Below are 21,871 nucleotides of genomic sequence, written 5' to 3'. Positions count from 1 at the left end.
GTCAGTTGTTCTCCAGAATCAGATGACCCACCGCCGTGTTGGACGCGGGTACATGGTAGAAACGATGCCGAACGGTCGGCGCCGGTCCGCCGCCGACGTCGCTCATCGCGCCGCGCGCGATCAGCCACATCACCAGCTCGACGCCCTCGGAGCCGGCCTCCCTGACATACTCGATGTGCGGCACCTGCGACAGGGCCGCCGGATCCGAGACGAGCCGGTCCAGGAACGCATTGTCCCATTCGCGGTTGATCAGCCCCGCACGCGGACCCTGAAGCTGGTGACTCATTCCACCGGTGCCCCAGATCTGCACCTTCAGCGGCGGGTCGAAGGACGCGATCGCGCGGCCAATCGCCTGTCCCAGCATGAAGCAGCGCCGTCCCGACGGCGGCGGATACTGCACCACGTTGACCGCGAACGGGATCACCGGGCACGGCCACGCGTCGGGTTGACCGCACACCAGGCTCAGGGGCACGGTCAGGCCGTGATCCACATCCATGCGGTTGACGATGGTCAGATCGAAATCATCCTGGATCACAGACTGCGCGATGTGCGATGCGAGTTCCGGATGGCCGATGACCTTGGGCACCGGACGCGCGCCATAACCTTCGTCGGCCGGCTGGAACTCGGCCGCGGTGCCGATCGCGAAGGTCGGGATCAATTCCAGGCTGAACGCGGTCGCGTGGTCGTTATAGACCAGGAAGATCACGTCCGGCGGGTTGTCCTTCATCCATTGCCTGGAGAACTCGTAGCCGGCGAAGACCGGCTTCCAGTAGTCCTCGCCGGTCTTGCCGTGGTCGATCGCCGCGCCGATGGCGGGCACGTGGGACGTATAGACGGAGGCACTGATCCTGGCCATCTCAGTCGCCCTCCCCGGCCGGTCCCGCGTGGCCCGACGCACCCTGCGGCTGACGATGCGCCTGCGCATCGCCGTCCTCGCCGATGTAGCGGTTGCCTTCCGGCGAACGTCCGCCCCGGATCATCATGTCGCGGTACTCATCCTCAGTCATGCCCGTCATGCTTCCGGCCATCTGCTGGAAGGACTTGCCGTCGGTCGCGCCGATCTTGGCCAGAAAGTAGATGTTGCCGCCGAGCGCGATGCAGCGGTTCAGATCGCGGTCGAGCACGGCCTGCTTTTGCGCCTCGGTCATCGCCCATTGGTCGACATAGGCGCGCTCGTCGGCCTTGAAGCGGGCGCGGTTGTCGGCCTTCATCAGCGACATGCAGAACTGGTTGAGCCAGTAGCCCTTGCGCGATTGCTCGGCGTCGAAGATGGTCGTACCGGGGATGTCCTTGTAGGGCTTGTCTAGCGCCATGTCAGCCTCCCTGGGTGTGTGGGCCACCGGCCTCTTCGGGCCAGTACAGACGCATCGGGTTGTCCACCAGCAGCTTGCGCTGCAGCTCTGAGGTGGGCGCGATGTGCGGGATGAAATCGACCAGCAGGCCATCGTCCGGCATGTGGTCCTTCAGATTCGGGTGCGGCCAGTCGGTGCCCCACAATACGCGTTCGGGAAAGCTCTCGACCAGGCGACGCGCGAACGGCACGACGTCGAGATAGGCGTTGCGTTCGCCGTCGAGCGCCGGCGGCCCCGACACCGACAGCCGCTCTGGACAGCTCACCTTGGACCACACGTTGCCGTGTTCGCGCATCAGCCTGACGAACAGCTCGAACTCCGGTCCATCCACCGGTCTGGTCACGTCCGGGCGACCCATGTGGTCGACCACCACCGTCGTCGGCAGCGCGGTAAAGAAGTCCCATAGCTCGGGCAGGTCCGCCGACTCGAAGTACACCACCACATGCCAGCCCAGCGGGGCGATCCGGCTCGCAATCTCGAGCAGTTCGTCCCTGGGCGTGAAATCGACCAGGCGTTTCACGAAATTGAAGCGCACGCCGCGCACGCCGGCCGCATCGAGCGCATGCAGTTCGTCGTCGGTGACGTTGCGACGCACGGTGGCGACGCCGCGCGCCATGCCGTCGGAGGCCCGCAGCGCATCGACCAGTGCCCGATTGTCCGCGCCATGGCAGGTCGCCTGCACGACGACGTTGCGCGCGAAGCCGAGCTGATCGCGCAACGCGAAGAGCTGGTCCCTGGACGCATCGCACGGCGTGTACTTGCGTTCGGGGGCATACGGAAACTGCGCCCCCGGGCCGAACACATGGCAGTGGGCGTCCACCGCCCCCGGCGGTGGCAAGAAGGCCGGTTTCGACGGATCGGCATACCAGTCCAGCCAACCCGGCGTCTTCTCGAATTGCATGCTCGTCCTCGCTTTGGTGCGACCCGGGCTGGCCCGGGTCCGCCCGATCAGTCGATGTACTTCAGCCCGGCCTTCTCGAGACCCTCGCGCATCTTGTAGAGATCCAGCCCGAGCACGCCGGCGGCGAACTTGGCGCGTTTCTCGCCCTCGAAGGACTCCCGCTTTTCGGCCCCATCGGCGACTGCCTGCGCGAGCGCGGCCGGAACGACGACCACGCCATCCACATCGGCGACGACCACGTCACCCGGATGGACCAGCGCGCCGGCGCACACCACCGGCACGTTCACCGACCCCAGCGTGGCCTTGATCGTGCCCCTGGCATGGATCGCCTTCGCGAACACCGGAAAGCCCATCGCTTCCAGGTCGGCCACGTCCCGCACCCCCGCATCGATGACCAGTCCGGTGCAGCCACGCGCCTTGAACGAGGTCGCCAGCAGATCGCCGAAGAAGCCGTCCGAGTTGTCGGTGGTGCAGGCCGCGACCGCGACATCGCCCGGCCGAAGCTGCTCGGCGGCCACATGCAGCATCCAGTTGTCACCCGGCTGTAGCAAAATGGTGACCGCGGTGCCGCACAGCCTGGCACCTGCATACACCGGACGCAGATAGGGTTTCATCAGTCCGACACGGCCCATCGCCTCATGGATGGTCGCCACCCCGAAGCGGGACAATTTGTCCACCGTCGCCTTGTCGGCGCGCACGATGTTGCGCTTGACGATGCCCAGCTCGTTCAGCGGAATGTCCATGCTCACCGTCCCCTCGCGTTCAAGGCGGCATCCAGCCGCGGATAGACCCGCCGCGCGTTGCGCTCGTAGATCATGTGGCGCTCATCGGCGGTGAGATTCGCCGCCTCGATGTAGCGCCGGGTGTCGTCGAAATGGTGGCCGGTCTCCGGGTCGATGCCGCGCACCGCGCCTATCATCTCGGACGCGAACAACACGTTCTCGAGCGGAATCACACGGGTCAGCAGGTCGATGCCGGGCTGGTGATAGACGCAGGTGTCGAAGAAGATGTTGTTCAGCAGGTGATCCTTCAGCAGCGGCTTGTCCAGCGCCTGCGCGAGCCCGCGGAAGCGCCCCCAGTGGTAGGGCACCGCGCCGCCACCGTGCGGAATCACGAACCGCAGAGTCGGGAAATCCTTGAACAGGTCCGAGGTCAGGCATTGCATGAACGCGGTGGTATCGGCGTTCAGGTAATGCGCGCCGGTGGTATGGAAGCACTCGTTGCAGCTGGTGCTGACATGGATCATCGCCGGGATGTCGTACTCGACCATCTTCTCGTAGATCGGATACCAGTGACGGTCGTACAGCGGCGGGCTGATCCAGTGGCCACCGGACGGGTCCGGGTTGAGGTTGATGCCGACGAAACCATATTCCCCGACGCACTTCTCCAGCTCGGGGATGCATGTCTTCGGATCGACCCCGGGTGACTGCGGCAGCATCGCAGCACCGATGAAATTGTCCGAAAAGAGCTGCGACACGCGGTAACACAGCTCATTGCAGATCGCCGCCCAGGTCGAACTGGTGTCGAAGTCGCCGATGTGATGCGCCATGAAGCTCGCGCGCGGCGAGAAGATCGTCAGATCGAGTCCGCGGGCCTTCATCAGACGCAGCTGGTTGGTTTCGATGGTTTCGCGGAGCTCGTCGTCGCTGATCTTCAGTTCGGATGCGCAGGGGGCCGCCGACCGATTCTTCAGCCCGGCAACCTGGCGGTTGCGCCATTCTTCAAGCGCCTTCGGCGCGGTCGTGTAGTGCCCGTGGCAATCGATGATCATCGCTTGTCTCCGCTCCAGACGGTGGCGGGAATCATCACCTCGCCACGCATGATGAGCCGCGCGGTCCGCAGCAGCGCCGCGCGGGTAACGCTCTGAGGATCGCTCGGATCGGTTTCGAGCTCGACCGAGAATTCGCCGCTGGGATGCTCGACCGACACGGTCCTGGCCTGTCCGTCCGGCACGTTTGCGATGCCGCGCGTGATCGAGCCCTCGAGCACGCAGGCGGTGCCCACGGTCACGGCCGCGAGCACGCCGATCGCGTCGTGGCACACGTGCGGGATGAAGCAGCGCGTCGCGATGCTGCCGCCGTCGCGCGGCGGTGCGACCAGGCACATCTTGGGGTAGGTCTTGCTGCGCACGTCGCCGAGGCCCATCGCGACGCCGGCCGCCAGACGCAGGCGCTCGATGCGCGCCTTCAGGGCGTCGTCGGCATTGAGCTCGGCCGCGGCTTCATAGCCGCTGCGCCCGACGTCGGTCGCACGAAACAACACCATCGGCATGCCGTTGTCGATGCAGGTGACGTCGATGCCGTCGATGACATCGCGCACCCTGCCGGTCGGCAACAGTCCGGAACAGACCGAACCGGCGGTATCGAGAAAATTGATCCTGATCGGTGCCGAAGTACCCGGCACGCCGTCGATGCGTGCGTCGCCGTCGTAGCGCACCCGCCCGCCCGGCGTGTGCACCGTGATGTCGCACTGCATGCCGGTGTTCAGCGTCAGCACCCGCAGCGTAGTGGTGTCGCCCCGCGGTGCGACCATGCCGGTCTCCAGCGCGAACGGCACGACCGCGGCGAGCATGTTGCCGCAGTTGGGGGTGGTGTCGACCGTGGCCTTGTCCGGCAGCAGCTGCGCGAACAGGAAATCGAGATCGACGCCTGGCGTCGTGCTGATGCGCACGATGCCGACCTTGCTGGTCAGCGGGTGCGCACCGCCCAGGCCATCGATCTGACGCCGGTCCGGCGAGCCCATCACCGCAAGCAGCACCTTGTCGCGCAGCGCTTGGTCGGCAGGCAGGTCGGCCGCGTCGAAGAACGGTCCGCGCGACGTACCGCCGCGCATGAACAGAGTGGGTATCGAAGTCTGCATAGCCCGCATTATTCGCTGCAATCCGGCTCGACGACAGCGTCGTCACGCTCTAGCTGCTATAACGATATGCGATAGCTTGATACAAGATATCTACGATATACCGCATCTGATCTGGAATAATCGATGCAACGCACGGCGTAGAATTCTCCGATGGATCTCAGACAACTCGAATACTTCGTGCGGGTCGCCGAACTGGGCAGTTTCACGCGCGCATCGATCGCGCTTAACATCGCTCAGCCGGCTCTGAGCCGCCAGGTCAGACTGCTGGAAGTGGAGGTGCGCCAGAGCCTGCTGATCCGTAACGGCAGGGGCGTCACGATGACCGAGGCGGGCAAGCTGTTGCTCGAGCACGGTCTGGGCATACTGCACCAGGTCAGGCGCACACAGGAAGAACTGACCCGCGTGCGCGGCGAGCTGGCCGGACGGGTCGCGCTCGGGCTGCCCCCCAGTCTGTCCAGGGTCCTGACCGTTCCGTTGATGCGCGAAATCCGGAGACGCCTGCCGGAGGCTTCGCTGTCCATAGGAGACGGGCTGTCGATCACGATGCAGGAAGCCCTGACCGCCGGACGGCTGGACATCGCCTTGCTCTACAATGCGCCGCCCTCACCCGAGATCGACACGACCCCGCTGCTCGAAGAGGATCTGTTCCTGATCGAACATCGCTCCGACGCGCAACCGCCGCAGCCGATACGGCTGCACGACATCGCGACCCGTGCTCTGGTCATCCCGAGTCGGCCGCACTCGCTCAGGATGCTGGTCGAAACCGAACTCGGCAATCTCGGACTGCACCCGACGATCGCGATGGAAATCGACAGCGTCGCCGTGATTCCCGACCTCGTGGCGGAAGGTGCAGGTTGCGCGATTCTGTCGATGAACGCAATCACCGCGCTGGCCGACCCGGGCCGCTTCAAGCTGCGCCCGATCGTCGAACCTACGCTGCGCAGCAAGCTCGCGATCGCGGTCAGTGCGCGGCGACCGAGCACATTGACGCAGCAAGCCACCGTCGAGATCGTTCGCGACACGACGATACGGATTCTGGACCCTGACCGGGCTTGAGGCTGCAGACTGGGGCGCCCTTTCAGTCGGCGCCATACCAGTCACGCCTCGCCCCGAAGGATCCACGACGCCGCAGCGGTATGCGCTCACGTCCCACCCGTCATCGTGCAGATCGGGCAACCACTCTAGTCCGGAACCGCCTCAGCCGTTGCCGCCGGCATGTCCCGGCGCATGGTGCTCGACGTAGTGCTTGAGCGCCAGTTTCAGCATCGCGACATGCTTGCTGTCACCACGCGCGCGTGCGGCCTCGATGTCGTCCAGAATCATGCGCTTGACGCGTTTCTCGCCCTGCGGCGTCTCGACCAGATAGGCTCCGATCTCGACCGCACACATTTCCGGCACATGCTCGTGTTCCGCGATCGCCAGGACTTCTTCCTCGGTCAATCCCGACAGTTCGATACAGTCTTCAATCGTCAACATGATGGCGGTCCTCGTTGCAGCCATGCATGGATGCATGACATTACGAGATCATTACACACCTGTTGCAGCCGGTCGGTGTTGACGCCGAGCAAGACCCGGTGCGATCGCGGAGCAAACTCCAGTTGTCCATCCACGCGAAGACGTCTGCGCCGGCCTCTCGAAACAGATCGCCGAAGCCATGGCCCACAGTCATCCTTTGAAAAACATTCATGCCCGAATGCGTCGCCGGAGATCGACGCTGCGCCCGTGCCACTTCATACTTCGAGTTCTTGACATGGTTCTCAGGACGCCGAAAGGAAACCGATGCGCGACACACCCGTCCCCCGCCTGCGCGTGGTCGACTCGATCACCGAACTGTCCGAGACGGACGCCGGCTGCATCGCGGTGAGCGGATCCCATGGCGGCACGAGTTCGGCGCGCTACGCGATCGCGGCCCGCCCGCTGCTCAGCGTGTTCAATGATGCCGGCGTCGGCAAGGACGAGGCCGGCATCGCCGCGCTCGACATGCTGACCGACGAGGGGCTTGCAGCCTGCACCGTGGCGCATTCGAGCGCCTGTATCGGCCAGGCGGCGAGCACGCTCGCAAGCGGCATCGTGAGCCACGCCAACGCTCGCGCGATCGCACTGGGTTGCGTGCCCGGAAGGCCGCTGCGCGACTGCATCGCGGGGCTTCGGTGAACGATCCCGACGGAGAGGACACCGAGGAGCATGCAGACGCGCCTGATCGCCGTCTTCACGGGTCTGTGCGTGCTGGCCGCATTTCTGCTGCCAGCCGTACCGCAACCCCTCGACTACCATGATTTCGCGGACAAACGTGAGCTGTTCGGCATCGACAATTTTCTGGACGTCGCGTCCAATGTCGGCTTTCTGATCGTCGGAATTGCGGGACTGCTCATCGTGTTTGGCAAACGCGCGCAGTTCCAGTACCGCAGTGAGCGTCTGCCCTACGCAGTCTTCTTCGTGGGCGCCCTGCTGACTGCGCTGGGATCGGCCTGCTACCATCTGACACCGGGCAACGAAAGTCTGTTCTGGGATCGCCTGCCGATGACGATCGCATTCATGGCGCTGGTCTGCAGTCAGATCGTGGACCGGATCAGCATTCGGGCGGGGCTGATGTTGCTCGTTCCGATGTTGCTGATCGGCATGGCCACCGTCCTCTACTGGCGGACGACCGAGCTTGCGGGCGCAGGTAACGTCGTGCCCTATGGAATCCTGCAGGGCTATTCGGTGATCGTCGTGCTGATGCTGGTCGCGCTGAGCCCTTCGCGTTACACGCGAGGCGAGGTTCTGTACTGGGTGTTCGGCTGGTATGTGACGAGCAAGCTCCTCGAAACCTTCGATGCGCAGGTGATGGAACTGCTGGGCGGCGTGGTCAGCGGCCATACGCTGAAGCATGTGGCGGCCGCGATCGCCGGCCTCGTCGTCTGCCATGCGCTGATGCAACGGACCCTCAAACGGCCGGAAGCTTACGGAACGCCGGCGGCGGAACCGTGACGCCCAGCTTTGATCCGGAGCCGGTGGTCCGGCAGCGGTGATGCAGGCAGTCGGGCTATGACTCGGCCCGGGTTCCGTTATCCGCTCCCTGGGCCTAGTTCGTCTCGGTGCGAAGCAGACCGGCACCCACGCGGACGAACCGGCGAACCAGGCCGTAGGCGCGACGGAGCGACTCGGTGAGTTCGCGCTCCAGCATGGTCGACATCACCGTCTGCCGGCCATTGGCAGGCTGGGCGTCCAGCTGGAATTCGACCGCGGCTCGCTCCAGCGCGCGTACCGGCGACTTGGTGTCCAGTACGGCCCGGGCCAGATCCTGTTCTCCATCGGCCACGTGCAGAGCCCGGCGCAGTTCCTGACTGATCGCGTCGGCCAGGACCCGCAGGCGTTCATGCAATCGATCGATTCCGGCATGCTGCCCGTCCAGAATGGCCGGAATGGCCGCGTTCAGTCAAACCGACACTTTCGCATCCGACTGCTCCGTCGTAGGTATCCAGCCGCCCCACTCACCGGTCAAGAATGCCGAACGGCCGAAAGTTGCGGATGGCCAGCGACGGGATCCAACAGGCGCGCTCGACACGTCTATGCCGGGACATCCGGGGCCTCCCCCTGCACAGCGGTGCACAGCCGTCGATCGCGTGACTCAAGCGAACCAGTACCCCCGACAGCGACAACACATGACCAGACACATTGCTTAGAACTTGCCTCCTGGAGCAAACTCGGCACCGGACCACGGCCCGAAAGGGCCCGCCGCCCGGGCATGCACCATGACGATGCCCTGAACCACGCCTCCTTCAATCATACTGAATGGGCCCAAAGCGCATGTATCTGAACATCATTGGCTTGCTGGTCGGCACGGTGTTTTTCGCCTTTTCGCTGACGCCATCGTTGCTGCCGCGACCCTTTCTGATCCAGGGCGTGCTTTCGGGACTATCGTTTGCCGCAGGTTACGGCGTGGGCGTCGGTAGCGTATGGCTTTGGCACTACCTGCAGTTGCCGGTGATCCACTCGCGCTCGGCACTGCTGATCAAGTCGGCAGCGGCGGTGCTGTGTGCGCTGGTCACGGTGAGTTTCGTGTGGCAGGCGAACACCTGGCAGAACTCGATCCGGGCGATGATGGGCATGGAGGAAACCACCGGCGGACAGCCTGTACTGCTCGGGCTGATAGCTGCGGTGGTGTTCCTGGTGGTGCTGTTTCTCGCGCGGCTGTTTCGATGGATCATGCACGCACTTTCGCTACGCTTGCGCCCTTACGTGCCGGACCGTATCTCGCATCTGACCGGAATCGTGGTGGCCGTCGTGCTGTTCTGGTCCGTCATCGACGGCGTGTTGTTGACGACGCTGCTGCGCATCGCGGATCGCTCCTTTCAGCAACTCGATGCACTGATAGAGGATGATCTGCCCCGTCCGGTCCACGCTACTCAGGCCGGCAGTCCCGCCTCGCTGGTCAGCTGGGAAGATCTGGGCCGGCAAGGCCGGATCTTCGTCGCCGACGGCCCGACATCCGACGAACTGAGCGCATATTTCGACGCGGAGCTGCCCGCGCCGATCCGGGTCTACGTCGGCCTGAATTCGGCCGATACGCCTGAACAGCGCGCCCGTCTGGCCCTGGATGAACTCAAACGTGTGGGCGGTTTCGATCGTTCGGTGCTGCTGCTGGCCACTCCCACCGGCACAGGCTGGGTCGACCCGTCGTCGCAGAACACCTTCGAATATCTTCATCGAGGCGACGTTGCCACGGTGGCGGCGCAGTATTCCTATCTGAACAGCCCGCTGACGCTGATGACCGATCCCGACTATGGTGCGGAAGCCGCCCGGATTCTGTTCGCCGAAATCTACGGACATTGGCGCACCTTGCCGAAGGACGCGCGGCCGCGACTGTTCCTGCGCGGCCTGAGTCTGGGTTCGCTGAACTCCGACCTGTCGTTCGACCTTTACGACATCATCGACGATCCATTCCACGGCGCGCTGTGGAGCGGTCCACCGTTCCGCAGCGAAACCTGGCGGCGCATCACTGCGCAGCGTGATGCAGGTTCACCGGCGTGGTTGCCCGAGTTTCGCGGCGGCTCGGTCATCCGCTTCATGAATCAGGAACAGGGTCTGGATCGCGGCAGCGCCGAATGGGGGGCGTTCCGGATCGCGTACCTGCAATACGCCAACGATCCGATCACCTTCTTCAGCCCCTACATCGCCTGGTTCGAACCGGACTGGATGCGGGAGCCACGCGGGCCGGACGTCTCACCCGACCTGCGATGGTTTCCTATCGTGACCATGCTGCAGCTGGCCGCCGACATGGTGGTGGGGACCGCACCGAAAGGTTTCGGTCACGAATATGCGCCCGAGCACTACATCGACGCGTGGCTCGCGCTGACCGAACCGGAGGGCTGGACCGAGCCTGAAATAGCCCGGCTCAAGGCCTTCTTCAAGAGCCGGTCAGACCGCTGACCGACGCTCGAAATACATCGCGTGACGGCCGCACCGGCTGCGCCGCCGTCAGCTGAACTCGCCGACCCGCGACCGACCGGAGTCCGCGGACTAACATACGCCCCACGCGCGCCGTCGCTCCGTCACGAATCACGCGGACGTACTCGCGCAAAGGTACCGCCGCCGGTAGACGCCACGCAACCCGACAGGACGAGGGCAGCCGACGTGATGCCGAGCAATACGAGTTTCTGCAGGCTCAAGTCACTCTCCAGAAGAAAAAAGGATGGGCGTGCAAGTTCGCCCATCGGTTCAGTTGCCGATCAAAGCCGATCGGTCAGAATCACGCCCAGGCCCAGCGAATGCTGACGCCAGTTGTAGTCGATCATGCTGTCTCCATAGCCCGAGAACCCACGCACATATCCCCGGAGCGAGCCCACCAGCGGGAAGCTCCAGTCAGCGGTGATCGAACCACGGTTGTTGTTAAGGCTGAAATTATTGCGCACGCGCAACGAGTACACGTGGGCATCGTTACGGTACACCCCGACCAGTTCGCCGCGACCGATGTACTTCTCGATGTCCGGATTGTCATCGTCGCTGGACGACTCGGGAATCCGCCACCATGGTTTGAACCAGAACGCGAAATTGCCGACTTCGGCACCGACTTCCGCATACACGCGGTCCCAGCTGCGCGACAGCGGCTCGGCACGTCCATTGGACTGATGCACGAAGCCGAGAGACGCATAACGGAACTGCAGGTCACCCAGCTTGAACTTCAGCGGTGCGACCCACATCAGCTCGGGCTCGTAGTTGGTCTCGCGGAAGGGGCGGGAAACGTCATCATTGAAGATCTGCCAGTAGCTTTCCTGCGTATAGCCCATCCACAGGTTCGCGCCCGGCAGCAGCACGTCCTCGAACAGTTTCGTCTTGAAGGACAGCTGAAACTTGATCTCCTGCTTGTCGAGCCGGTCTTCCTCGGTCCCGACGACCGGTTTCAGCGGCGTGAAGGGTCGGCTATTGGCGTTGCTGGTGAACTTGACCACCAGATAGTTCTGGTTGTGCGGCCGGAGTCTGAATCGACCCTGGTTCGAGTCCTCGGTCAGTTCCCAGCGGGCCTGCAGCGGTGTCGCGGTCGATGCCGCAAGGCGCGCCGGATCCCCAAAGCTCTCGCTGGCATTCGTGATCTCCCGCGGCGGCGGCAGGGAGGGCGTCACCGTCTCGACCCGTCCGGCTGCGCGGTCGTAACAGGCCAGCCGGCTGGTCACGTCATCGATTTGCGAACAACTCGAGATCTCCTTTGGATTCACCGCCATCGCCACGACCGGGCCGGACAGCAGCGATACGGCCAATGCCTTTCTCATCATCGTTCGAGTGCTCCAGAAGATAGAGTGTCGCTGCAATCCACGGCGCTCCGCCATGGAATTATTCTGATGTTTCAATTGTGCCATGTCTGTCTGGTGCCACGACGATGAACGAAGCATCCATGACCGCGGCGGTCGATCTCGATCGGAGTGATGCGCTGACCATCACCTTCCAACACGACCCTAGGAGGCTGTCGGACTTGAGCGATCGTCACGAGCCGGGTGGGAAAGCGAGGAGTTTGCGTTCGATCAACGCGACCGGATCGCCGACTTCGCGGCTTATCTCGAACTCGAGGACAGCGTATTCGAGCAGCTGGCGCAGGCGCAGCAACCCGTTCTACGACTATATGGAAGACGCGATCCTGCGCTGGCTGGCGATGCCAGCCGAGGCGCGGTAGGCTTCAGAAACGGGTCGAGAAGGTCGCCCCGATGATCGGCGCGGGGTCGAACGACTCCTCGTATACCTTTCTCCCGCGGGAGTTCTCGACACGCAGTTCTCCCGCCACGATCGCGCCTGCGTAGATGTGCAGCGACGAATCGTCTCCGAATTGCGTGGACGCCCTCAGGAATATCGGCACACCGCTTTCCTCGCCGACGCCATTGCGAACCGGCCCACCTTCTCTGAGGCGAAAGCGCATGCTCCGGTAGGTGGCGCCCGCGCCGAGGCTCCAGCCATTGTCGAGGCGATAGTCGAGCTCCAGGCCGGCCGGACCGGCTGGGCCGGCCGGCAGCGGATTGACCAGGCGCCAGCGTTCGCTCAAGCGCCAATCGACGATGATCAACGGTACCAGGCGGTTCTCCTCGATGTGACTGTAGGCGCCCAGCCCGAAGCCCAATCGCTTGTCGGCCGCAAACGACCGCGTTGCACTTGCGATCGCGCCATACACCAGCGAATCACCCCAGTCGGCGTCATTCTCCTTGGACCACTCGACCGACGGCGCGAAACCATAGGTCCAGTCATTCGACCCCTGGAACGTGAATGGCAGACCGAAGCCGATGCGCTGCACATTGCCCCACGGCGCGCCGCCAACGTCGCTTCGCCCCGAAAAGTCGAAGTCGATGCCGTCATAGTTCAGCGACACGCCGCCATGCACCCCGTCCGCCAGCCGGGTCCGCATACCGGCCCGCAGCGCGACGCCCTTTGCATCGAAGTCACCCCCGTCGTCGATATCGGCACTGCCCTGCCAGTACGGCGTGATCGACGCGAACGCGCTACGGTCGGTCTGGGCATTTGCGGCGAACGGCACCCATATAGCAGTCGCGATGACCACAGCCCTGACGATTAGGGTTGAACAGGCGGATGAAGCTTCGAGACGCGATGCCATGTATGACTCCATACGTTTATGAGCCGATCCGGCGCGTGATGTGACGCTTGCGCATCGCGATCTGTCGCCGAAGCCGACGTGAATCGATGACGCCCACGCCACCCATGGTGGCGCGGGCTATTGAGGCACCACCTCCGACTCGACCACAAGGTCGAGCACGAAGACCGGCTCAGGCACCACACCGCCCTCCGTCGCCGGCTGAAACTGCTTGACCCGCAACACGTTCCGGATGCCGTTTTCATGCCGGTAGCCCTCGATGTCCGCCGCGAAGGTCTGCCATTCACCGGGCTCCCCCACGATCAGGCCACGCTCGTCGTAGCGTCGCTCGCGCACCTGCAGGCACACGCCGTCGGCGCGGATCGCACGGTCGCACGACACCGGTTGCGCGGCGATCTCGAGGAAGACGGTCGTGGGCGCACCATAGCGCGCCTCGGGGGTGAGCTCGCCGGCGAGCAGCAGCACCTCGCCGGTCGCGGCCAGCAATACCAGCGTAGGCTGAGCGCCCCGGATCAGCGCGACTTCCAGCGGCTCGGCCATCAGCGCAGACAGCGCCGAATCGGCCTCCATCAGCGGCGTGTCGCAGGCCATCAACGTGCTCATCATGCCGGTGACGCTGAGCATGTCGTCGTCACCGATCGCAAAAGCGCCCCGAAATCCGTTGCAGCCCCCGCGCACATGCAGGCGTGATTCCGCGAATCCGAACGAAAACGCCCGCTCCGGGTCCGGGAACAGCGCATCGACACGCCGATTCGACGCATCGGTCGCATCGATCAGGGCCCAGCTATGGTCGGTCAGCACGTCGACCACCGTCGGCCGATCGCCACGCTGGCCGGCGGGCATTTGCGTCAGTACCGTGTTCGGCGCCCCAGGGACCTGGCGCACGCCCGCGATGGACCGCAGCATCAGGCGTCCCTCGCCGACCGCGAAGCGCAACTCGCCGGCGACGGTGTCGAGCACGATGCTGTTGCCATCGGGCTGCCAGCTGAACCGTCCCCGCTCGGTGGACGGTGCCGCACCGCGCACCAGGGGCCACTTGACGAGTTCGAAGGACGCATCCTTGTCCAGTGTCAGCAGCGCATGCACGCCCGCGCAGTCCGCACAGCCGAGCATGCCCTCGTACAAACCCGCCCAATCCAGCGCAGTGCGGCTCGTGTGAATATCGACGACCGGGGCGCGCTGCGCAGCGGGCGCCGCGGCCTGCGCGATCGGCTTTTCGGTGGAACAGGCGACCAATACGGTCGTCAGCAACACAAGCATGAGACAAGACTTTCCGATCAATTGCATTTCCACCTGCTCCTCGCAAAAAAAGACGACGGCGCTCCGCCGCGAGCGCTGAGTAAAACCCTGACAGCGTCAGAATGAACCGAACATGCTGCCCAGAACGATCACCGCGATCAACCCAAGGATCGCTCCGACCACCGCAACCATGACCACATCCAGATAGCTCTCCTTGTGCGTGCACCCGCACACGGCCAGCATCGTGACCACCGCGCCATTGTGCGGCAGGCTGTCCAGCGTGCCGGACGCGATCACCGTGACACGGTGCAACAATGCAGGATCCAGACCGGTCTGCGCAGCGATACCCATGAAGGTCGGGCCGAGTGCATCGAGCGCGATCGTCATGCCGCCGGAAGCCGAGCCGGTCAATGCCGCCAGGATGTTGGTCGCCACCGCCAGCGACACCAGCGGGCCGCCGCCTATGCCCATGACCCAGTTGCTGACCAACTCGAAGGCCGGCATCGCCGCCACCACCGCGCCGAAGCCCACCAGGCTGGCCACGCTCAACACCGGCAGCACGGCCGCATTCGCGCCGGCGTCGATGCTGTCGCGCAGCGCCTGGAAGCGCTTGAAGCTGGTCGCGACCAGCACCAGGATCGCGACCAGCAAGGCCGTCGCGACCGACCATACGCCGCCCACTGCCGACAGCGACGTCGAACCCCATTGCGGCTCCGCCAGAAAATCCGCATCGATGCGCGGAAGAATGAACTGCGACATCAGCAGGTTCACCCCGACCACGACCACCAACGGCAGGATCGCGAGGGCAATCGGCGGGCCGGACGGGCTGTGCTTGCCCTGCTCGATCTCGATCGGGTCGAACTCGCGCGCGGTCGTCGCCAGTTCGCGCAACACCACCGGATCGGTCTCGGGCGCGGTTTCCTGTCCGCCGAAACCCTCACCCGCCGTGCTCGCCTGCTTGTGGCGCATGCCCAGCCACCACATGCCGAAGACGAACATCACCACCGCGGCGATGACGCCCAGACCCGGCGCCGCAAACGGCGTCGTGCCGAAGAACGGCATCGGAATCGCGTTCTGGATGGAGGGGGTACCGGGAAGCGCCGACATCGTGAAGGTGGAGGTGCCGAGCGCCACCGCGGCCGGCAGCAGGCGCCTGGGTACCGCGCCGGCGCGGAACAGCGCCAGCCCCATCGGTGCGAGCACGAAGAACGCGACGAACAGGCTCACCCCGCCGTAGGTGACCATCGCACCCGCGAGCACCACCGCAAGAATGGCGCGGGTGGGACCGAGCTTCTCGGTCATGAAATCGGCGATGGTGTTGACCGATCCACTGTCGTCCATGAGCTTGCCGAACAGTGCACCGAGCAGGAACAGCGGAAAGAACTGTGCCATGAAGCGCGAGGCCGACTGCATGAAGGTCAGCGTCCAGTGCGCGAGCATCGGCTCGGACGAGAACGCCGCCGCGACGACGGCAGCCAGCGGCGCGAGCAGCAGGATGGTCCAGCCCCTGAAGGCCAGCACCATCAGCAGCACCAGCGCCGCGACGATCCCGAGCAGGCCGATCACGTCACACGCCCTCCAGCAGGCTGTCGATGTCGAAAGTCGAACGCACGCCAACATCGTTCAGATGTGCGATGCCGAAATCGATCGCGGCCTGACGGCCGGCCTCGAACAGCATCTGCAGGAAGGGCCACTCCGCATTGAGCTTGGACGAATGGCCCAGCGACACCATCAGGTCGCTGGTGATGCGGTGCAGGCGCATCTCGCTCCACAGCTTGGCTTCGCTGTTGCCGGGGTCGAGCACCCTGCGCAGCAGGGCCATCATGCGCAATTCCTTGAGCAGCGGCGCATTGAACGAGATCTCGTTCAGCCGGCTCGCGATCTCGCGCGCGGCGCGCGGCGTGCTCTCGCGTTTGACCGGATTGATCTGGATGAGGAAGGTGTCGTTGCTCTCGCACTCCCGCACCAGCGGCGTCATCGTCGGATTGCCGGCGAAACCGCCATCCCAGTAGGGTACGCCGTCGATCTCGACCGCCTGGTACATCGACGGCAGGCACGCGGAAGCGAGCAGCACGTCGGCCGAGATCTCGTGCTTGCGGAACACCCTGCCCTGCCCGGTGTGCACATTGGTCGCGGTGATGAACAGCTTGATCGGCCCGTCGGCCAGCACCGGAAAATCGATCATGTCGCACAGGATGTCGCGCAGCGGATTGAAGGCCGTGCCACCCATCGTGTAAGGGCTGATCAGACGGGACATCATGTCCATCATGATTAAGGCCGGCGAATTATCCAGCGTCCACTTGCCGGTCATCACATCCAGCGGACCACGCTTGAACGGGCTGAAGCGCGCCGCATCCGACACCCGCCGCCAGAACGTCGCGAGTTGCTCGCGCGCCATCTCGGGGCCACCCTTGGCATAGCCATGGGCCATCACCGCCGCGTTCATCGCGCCGGCCGACGTACCCGAGATGCCCTCGATCTTCAGCCAGCCTTCCTCGAGGATCCGATCCAGCACGCCCCATGTGAATGCACCGTGCGAGCCGCCGCCCTGCAGCGCGAGATCGATCATCAGTTTGTCACCGGTCTGGCGTCGTTCGACGCCGGAAATCTTTGTATCGCTCATCGCAATCCTTTTGGAAACAGCGTAATGCGCGGAAATGGTGCACCGCGCAATGTCAAAATACCAGATTAGTGGCCAGAAAACACTGTTTCGTCCTCAACCGCGCGCACGGCCGGCCACATCGTCGGCGCCGTGATCTCCCACGGACATCGACGCGCTGATCGCGATCGCGCATGCGGTCGCTGCTGCCAGCACGGCGAAGGTCGGGGTCAGGCCGATCGTCGCACCCAGCCCGCCCGCCACCGCATAGCCGATTCCCATCGCCGCGGTGGCCAGTGCGAATTGACTGCATACACCAAGAGATAGTCATCCGGCGACACGATCCGTCGAATCAGGCACTCTTGCCCCCGCGATCGAACCACGCGACATAGACCGCAGGCAAGAACAGCAAGGTCAGCAGCGTCGCGACGAACAGCCCGCCCATGATCGCGAACGCCATCGGCCCCCAGAACACTGTCGGCGCGATCGGAATCAGGCCCAGGACGGTCGACAGCGCCGCCAGCATAATCGGCCGGAAGCGGCCGGTGGCCGACGCGATCACCGCTTCGCGTACCGACAGGCCGGTGGCGCGATCGGCCTCGATCTGCACGATCAGGATCACCGCGTTCTTCGCGATCATGCCGATCAGCGCCAGAATGCCGAGGATGGCGACGAAACCGAGCGCGCTGCCCGACGCGAGCAGCGCAGCGACGACCCCGATCAGACCCAATGGCAGCATCACCACCACCATGAACAACCGCTGAAAGCTCTGCAGCATCAGCATCAACAGTGACAACATCAGGAAGAACATCAGCGGTACCACCGCGAGCACCGACGCCTGGCTCTTCGCGCTCTCCTCGGCGATGCCGCCGACCGCGATGTTGTAGCCGAAGGGCAGGCGGGCATTGAGCTCGTCGATCGCCGGCGTCAACTCGGTGACGACGTCCTCGGGCAGCAAGACCCCCTCGATGTCGGCTCGCACCGTCAGCGTATTCAGACGGTCGCGACGCCACACGATGGGTTGCTCCTGCGCATACTCGAAGGTCACGAAACTGCTCAGAGCAACGGTTCGGCCGGAAGGCAACGGCAACTGCAGCGTCTGCAGGTTCTCCAGACTGACCTCGTTGTCGCTCGTGCCACGCACGACAATGTCGATCAGATAGATGTCGTCGCGCAACTGCGAGATCCTCGCGCCGGTGACCGCGACGTTGAGCATGCTGGCGAGCGCCTCGCTGGAGATACCCAGGCGCCGTGCCTGCGTCTGGTCCACGATCACGCGTACCTGTCGGGCCGGCTCTATCCAGTCGAAATTGACCTTCTTGACCGACGGATGTCCGCCCATGACCACTGCCAGCTCCTGCGCGATCGCGCGGACCTGTTCGATATCGGGACCGCTGACGCGCCACTGCAGCGGCCAGCCCACCGGGGGACCCAGTTCCAGCGCGGACACGCGACTGACCACCTCCGGAAACTGTTCCTCGAGCATACGATTGAGCCGCGCGTGCAGGCGGTCACGCGCGTCCAGATCCTTCGCGACAATGACGTGCTGCGCGACGAAGTCATTGGCCAGTTGCACGTTCAGCGGCAGGTAGAAGCGGATCGCCCCACGCCCGACATAGGCGCTCCAGTGCGCGACATCGTCGTCCTCGGCCAGCACCCGATCGATGCGCTCGACCACGTCGGCGGTCGCGTGGATAGACGCGCTTTGCGGCAGGGTCAGCTCGATCAGCAGTTCCGGGCGATCCGACGCCGGGAAGAACTGCCGGGGCACCTGCGACATGCCCATCACCGCCAGCGCAAAGGCGGCCAGCGTCAGCGCGATCGTCACATAGCGGAACTTCAGTGCAAGGCCCAGAGCCGCGGTGTACAGCCGCAGCGTCGGACCGGGCGCCGGATCCACCGGCCCCTCGGGCTTCTTCAAGACCGCGATTCCGATCAGCGGCGCGAACAGCACCGCGACCAGCCAAGAGCACACCAGTGCGATTCCGACCACCGAGAAGATCGAGAACGTGTACTCGCCCGCGGAACTCGCCGCGAAACCGATCGGCACGAAGCCCGCAACGGTGACCAGCGCGCCGATCAGCATCGGCGCGGCGAGGTTGGCGTAGGCGTACGAGCCTGCGGCTTCCATGCTGTCGCCGGCCGCGATCCGTCTGAGCATCGCATCGACGGTGGTCATCGCATCATCGACCAGCAGCCCCAGCGCGATGATCAGCGCGCCCAGCGAGATGCGGTGCAGGTCGATGCCCAGGATGTCCATCGTCAGGAACACCACCGCCATCGTGATCGGGATCGCAAGCGCGACGACGGTGCCGGCGCGCGCGCCCAGGCTGAGGAAGCTGATCGCGATGATGATCGCGATCGCCTGCCACAGCGACGTGGTGAAATCGTTGATCGCGTCATCGACGGTCACCGCCTGGTTGGCGACCAGGAAGGGCTCGATGCCGATCGGCAGGTCCGCGGTGATCTGGGCCATGCGTCGCTTGATGTTCGCACCCAGCGCGAGGATGTCACCCGACTCGCGCATCGCGATCGCGAGCCCGATCGCCGGTTCGCCATTGACGCGGAACATCGGCTGCGGCGGGTCGATCAATCCGCGGCGCACGTTGGCGATGTCACCGAGGCGAATCAGCCGGTCGCCGGCCGGAATGCTGACCTCGAGCACGTCGAGTTCGGACTCGAACGCACCCGACACCCGCAGCGCGACGTTCTCCTCGGCGGTGCGGATCACGCCGGATGGTCGCACCACGTTCTGTGCCGCGACCGCGGCGAACACCGCGCCGTAGTTCAGGCCCAGGCTTGCGATCCGGTCCGGGTCCAGTTCCAGGAAGATGCGCTCGTCCTGTGCCCCCAGAATCTCGATCTTCGCGACATCCGGAATCAGCAGCAAGTCGGAGCGCACCCGCTCGACCTGGTCGCGCAATTCGCGCTGCGTGAAGCCGTCGGACGTGAATCCGTAGATGATGCCGTAGGTGTCCCCAAAATCGTCGTCGAAGAAGGGGCCGACCGTGCCTTGCGGCAGCGTATGCCGCATGTCCCCGATTTTCTTGCGCACCTGGTACCAGACGTCGGGCAGTTCAGCGGAGCTGGTCGCGCCGTCGATGTCGACGAAGATGGTCGTGAATCCGGGTCGCGTGAAGCTGCGCAGGCGGTCGAGCCCTACCGTTTCCTGCAGCTTGCGCTCGAGCCGCTCGGTAATCTGCTCGATCGTGTCCTCGAGCGTCGCACCGGGCCATGCGGCGGCGACGACCATGGTCCGGATCGCGAAGGCCGGATCCTCGGCGCGACCGAGTTTGAGGAAGGAAGACGCACCGGCGATGATCGCCGCCGCCATGAAAAAGTAGATCAGCGAGCGCCGCGCGATCGCCCAGGCAGAGAGGTTAGGCCCGATCATGCGCCACCCGGAATCCTGACCTGCTGACCGGGACGCAGGCTCTGCACGCCGGCAGTCACGACCAGGTCACCCGCCTCCAGACCGCTGGCAATGCTGACATCGGACGGTCGATGGCGGAGGATTTCCACCCGGCGCAGCGACACCGTCGATGAGGCCGGATCGACCACCCATACCGCGGGCGCACCGTCGCTGCGGGTCAGCGCACTGGCCGGCACGCGCATGCCGTTCGTGGCACTGAAGCGCATGGTTCCGGTCACGGTCGAGCCCAGCCGCATCTGCGCGGGTGCGTCGTGCAGGCCGACCCGCACCCGGAACGTTCCGGTCGCGGCGTCCGCGCGCGGCGCGACCTCGCGCACCCGTCCGGTCGCCCGCACCTCCGGGCTCAGCGTCAGCGCTACCTCGATCAGCGGCTCCGGCGGCGCCGTGGCCAGCATCGACGCCGGCACGTCGAACACCGCGTCGCGACCGTCGTCCCGCGCAATCAGCACGATCATTGAACCGGCCGTGACGACCTCGCCCGGTTCGGCGCCGCGCGCGATCACCGTCCCGGCTGCATCGGCCACCAGCACCATGTCGGCTAGCCGGGTACGCGCCAGCTCGACCTGCGCGCGAGCACTGACCACATTGGATTCGGTCGTGCGCCGCAACTGTTCGGCCTCGTCGAAACGGTCGCGGGTCGTGAAGCCGCGGCTCATCAGGTCCGACTGCCGCTCGAAGTTCGCCCGCGCCTGGGCCAGCTGCGCGTTCGCGGCGGTCAGCGCCGCCTGCGCCGCGCGCAGACTGTTCTCTTCGTTCTCGGGATCGAGACGGGCAATGAGCTGGCCCGGCTCGACGACTTCGCCGATGTCCACGGTGCGCTCGAGGAGCCGCCCGCCGGCACGGAACGCCAACGCCACCTCGGACTGCGCCTCGATCAGACCGGACAGCGACACCGATTCGGCATCACTCTGCTCGGCGACCTGGATCACCCGCACCAGGCGAATCTCCGGCTCCAGTACCTCTTCCTGCCGGCTGCAGCCCATCGTGCCGATCAGCACCACGGCCATGAGCGACACCCCAATTTTTCGCAAATCCGTCATTCGATCCACCCAGTAACAAAAGTCCCGCGAAACGACACTGCCGGGATACCCGCCAATGGGGCGTCGACCACGCGTCATGCGCGTCGGAGCCATGCAAGAAAGACGCGAACAACTGCCGTACGACGCACCGCAAAAGGGGGCGTCCGGCCCCGCACGGACAGACCGCCTGGTGCGATGATCCAGACCATGACCGAAGTCTGTTGCACATATGCACTTGGGGCGCAGATCTTATCATTCCAGGGCGGGGTTCCGCCGTCCGCTGTTGCATTACCCCATCAGCGTTGTGTGCAATCGCAAGGCCCGCGCAGGGCGAACGGGAGCGGACCTGTCGCGTGCCGATGAACCATGATAACCACATCATCCAACCGCAACGCACC

Annotated in this window: 21 protein-coding genes; 5 read left to right on the top strand and 16 right to left on the bottom strand. The window is 64.7% G+C overall.

The features are described from left to right. Window position 1 precedes the first annotated feature (1 nt). Genes ACKVEX_RS12950 through ACKVEX_RS12925 form a run of 6 tightly spaced genes read right to left on the bottom strand, consistent with a single transcriptional unit; the run spans window position 2 to window position 5,112 of the window. Window positions 2–856, bottom strand: a complete 855-nt coding sequence (locus ACKVEX_RS12950) for a class III extradiol dioxygenase subunit beta (protein WP_473216155.1) — start codon at window positions 854–856, stop codon at window positions 2–4. A gap of 1 nt (window position 857) precedes the next feature. Further along, window positions 858–1,313 (bottom strand): protocatechuate 4,5-dioxygenase subunit alpha, encoded by a 456-nt coding sequence (gene ligA / locus ACKVEX_RS12945; RefSeq protein WP_473216154.1) that lies wholly within the window; start codon window positions 1,311–1,313, stop codon window positions 858–860. Between the two features lies 1 nt (window position 1,314). Then, on the bottom strand, window positions 1,315–2,253 hold the full coding sequence (locus ACKVEX_RS12940) for an amidohydrolase family protein (protein ID WP_473216153.1): 939 nt from the start codon (window positions 2,251–2,253) through the stop codon (window positions 1,315–1,317). Between the two features lie 47 nt (window positions 2,254–2,300). Beyond that, complete coding sequence (gene ligK / locus ACKVEX_RS12935; protein ID WP_473216152.1) at window positions 2,301–2,996, bottom strand: 4-carboxy-4-hydroxy-2-oxoadipate aldolase/oxaloacetate decarboxylase; 696 nt, start codon at window positions 2,994–2,996, stop codon at window positions 2,301–2,303. 2 nt (window positions 2,997–2,998) lie between these two features. Further along, window positions 2,999–4,024, bottom strand: a complete 1,026-nt coding sequence (locus ACKVEX_RS12930; RefSeq protein ID WP_473216151.1) for an amidohydrolase family protein — start codon at window positions 4,022–4,024, stop codon at window positions 2,999–3,001. Further along, entirely contained in the window at window positions 4,021–5,112 is a 1,092-nt protein-coding gene (locus tag ACKVEX_RS12925; protein ID WP_473216150.1) for a 4-oxalomesaconate tautomerase, read from the bottom strand. The genes ACKVEX_RS12930 and ACKVEX_RS12925 overlap by 4 nt, the downstream gene beginning before the upstream one ends. A 150-nt stretch (window positions 5,113–5,262) precedes the next feature. Between ACKVEX_RS12925 and ACKVEX_RS12920 the strand changes: the two genes are divergently transcribed. Further along, window positions 5,263–6,168, top strand: a complete 906-nt coding sequence (locus ACKVEX_RS12920; protein ID WP_473216149.1) for a LysR substrate-binding domain-containing protein — start codon at window positions 5,263–5,265, stop codon at window positions 6,166–6,168. Window positions 6,169–6,309: 141 nt separating this feature from the next. Here ACKVEX_RS12920 and ACKVEX_RS12915 read toward each other — a convergent pair whose 3' ends face one another. Next, window positions 6,310–6,588 (bottom strand): hypothetical protein, encoded by a 279-nt coding sequence (locus ACKVEX_RS12915; RefSeq protein WP_473216148.1) that lies wholly within the window; start codon window positions 6,586–6,588, stop codon window positions 6,310–6,312. Between the two features lie 303 nt (window positions 6,589–6,891). Between ACKVEX_RS12915 and ACKVEX_RS12910 the strand changes: the two genes are divergently transcribed. Continuing rightward, on the top strand, window positions 6,892–7,266 hold the full coding sequence (locus ACKVEX_RS12910) for a hypothetical protein (RefSeq protein ID WP_473216147.1): 375 nt from the start codon (window positions 6,892–6,894) through the stop codon (window positions 7,264–7,266). Between the two features lie 30 nt (window positions 7,267–7,296). Further along, window positions 7,297–8,082, top strand: coding sequence for a hypothetical protein (locus ACKVEX_RS12905; protein WP_473216146.1), 786 nt, complete (start codon window positions 7,297–7,299; stop codon window positions 8,080–8,082). Between the two features lie 94 nt (window positions 8,083–8,176). Here the strand turns inward: ACKVEX_RS12905 and ACKVEX_RS12900 are convergent, their stop codons facing one another. Next, on the bottom strand, window positions 8,177–8,476 hold the full coding sequence (locus tag ACKVEX_RS12900; RefSeq protein WP_473216145.1) for a hypothetical protein: 300 nt from the start codon (window positions 8,474–8,476) through the stop codon (window positions 8,177–8,179). Between the two features lie 410 nt (window positions 8,477–8,886). Here ACKVEX_RS12900 and ACKVEX_RS12895 point away from each other — a divergent pair, with 410 nt between their 5' ends. Next, window positions 8,887–10,524, top strand: a complete 1,638-nt coding sequence (locus tag ACKVEX_RS12895) for an alpha/beta hydrolase (RefSeq protein ID WP_473216144.1) — start codon at window positions 8,887–8,889, stop codon at window positions 10,522–10,524. A 299-nt stretch (window positions 10,525–10,823) separates the two neighbouring features. Here ACKVEX_RS12895 and ACKVEX_RS12890 read toward each other — a convergent pair whose 3' ends face one another. Then, a complete protein-coding gene (locus ACKVEX_RS12890; protein ID WP_473216143.1) occupies window positions 10,824–11,864 on the bottom strand; it encodes a phospholipase A in 1,041 nt (346 codons plus the stop codon). 104 nt (window positions 11,865–11,968) lie between these two features. Between ACKVEX_RS12890 and ACKVEX_RS12885 the strand changes: the two genes are divergently transcribed. Then, window positions 11,969–12,259, top strand: a complete 291-nt coding sequence (locus ACKVEX_RS12885; protein ID WP_473216142.1) for a hypothetical protein — start codon at window positions 11,969–11,971, stop codon at window positions 12,257–12,259. Between the two features lie 3 nt (window positions 12,260–12,262). Here the strand turns inward: ACKVEX_RS12885 and ACKVEX_RS12880 are convergent, their stop codons facing one another. From ACKVEX_RS12880 to ACKVEX_RS12850, 7 genes are all read right to left on the bottom strand, one after another. Next, complete coding sequence (locus ACKVEX_RS12880) at window positions 12,263–13,186, bottom strand: hypothetical protein (protein WP_473216141.1); 924 nt, start codon at window positions 13,184–13,186, stop codon at window positions 12,263–12,265. A gap of 117 nt (window positions 13,187–13,303) precedes the next feature. After that, window positions 13,304–14,443 carry a copper resistance protein NlpE N-terminal domain-containing protein gene (locus tag ACKVEX_RS12875; RefSeq protein WP_473216140.1) on the bottom strand — a complete coding sequence of 380 codons (1,140 nt, stop codon included), beginning with the start codon at window positions 14,441–14,443 and terminating at the stop codon, window positions 13,304–13,306. A 96-nt stretch (window positions 14,444–14,539) separates the two neighbouring features. Then, on the bottom strand, window positions 14,540–15,988 hold the full coding sequence (locus ACKVEX_RS12870) for a GntP family permease (protein ID WP_473216139.1): 1,449 nt from the start codon (window positions 15,986–15,988) through the stop codon (window positions 14,540–14,542). A gap of 1 nt (window position 15,989) precedes the next feature. Beyond that, window positions 15,990–17,045, bottom strand: coding sequence for a patatin-like phospholipase family protein (locus ACKVEX_RS12865; protein ID WP_473216138.1), 1,056 nt, complete (start codon window positions 17,043–17,045; stop codon window positions 15,990–15,992). 93 nt (window positions 17,046–17,138) lie between these two features. Next, window positions 17,139–17,303 carry a hypothetical protein gene (locus tag ACKVEX_RS12860; protein ID WP_473216137.1) on the bottom strand — a complete coding sequence of 55 codons (165 nt, stop codon included), beginning with the start codon at window positions 17,301–17,303 and terminating at the stop codon, window positions 17,139–17,141. Window positions 17,304–17,373: 70 nt separating this feature from the next. Next, window positions 17,374–20,415, bottom strand: coding sequence for an efflux RND transporter permease subunit (locus tag ACKVEX_RS12855; RefSeq protein WP_473216136.1), 3,042 nt, complete (start codon window positions 20,413–20,415; stop codon window positions 17,374–17,376). Further along, window positions 20,412–21,461: an efflux RND transporter periplasmic adaptor subunit gene (locus ACKVEX_RS12850; protein ID WP_473216191.1), complete on the bottom strand. Its 1,050-nt coding sequence runs from the start codon at window positions 21,459–21,461 to the stop codon at window positions 20,412–20,414. Before ACKVEX_RS12850 ends, ACKVEX_RS12855 begins: the two co-directional genes overlap by 4 nt. Window positions 21,462–21,871: the final 410 nt, after the last annotated feature.

This window comes from Denitraticella aggregata, assembly GCF_048158365.1.
In the GTDB taxonomy this organism is placed as follows: domain Bacteria; phylum Pseudomonadota; class Gammaproteobacteria; order Burkholderiales; family Rhodocyclaceae; genus Azoarcus_F.
Note: the sequence above shows the minus strand (reverse complement) of the source record. Positions and strands in the feature narration are given on the sequence as shown.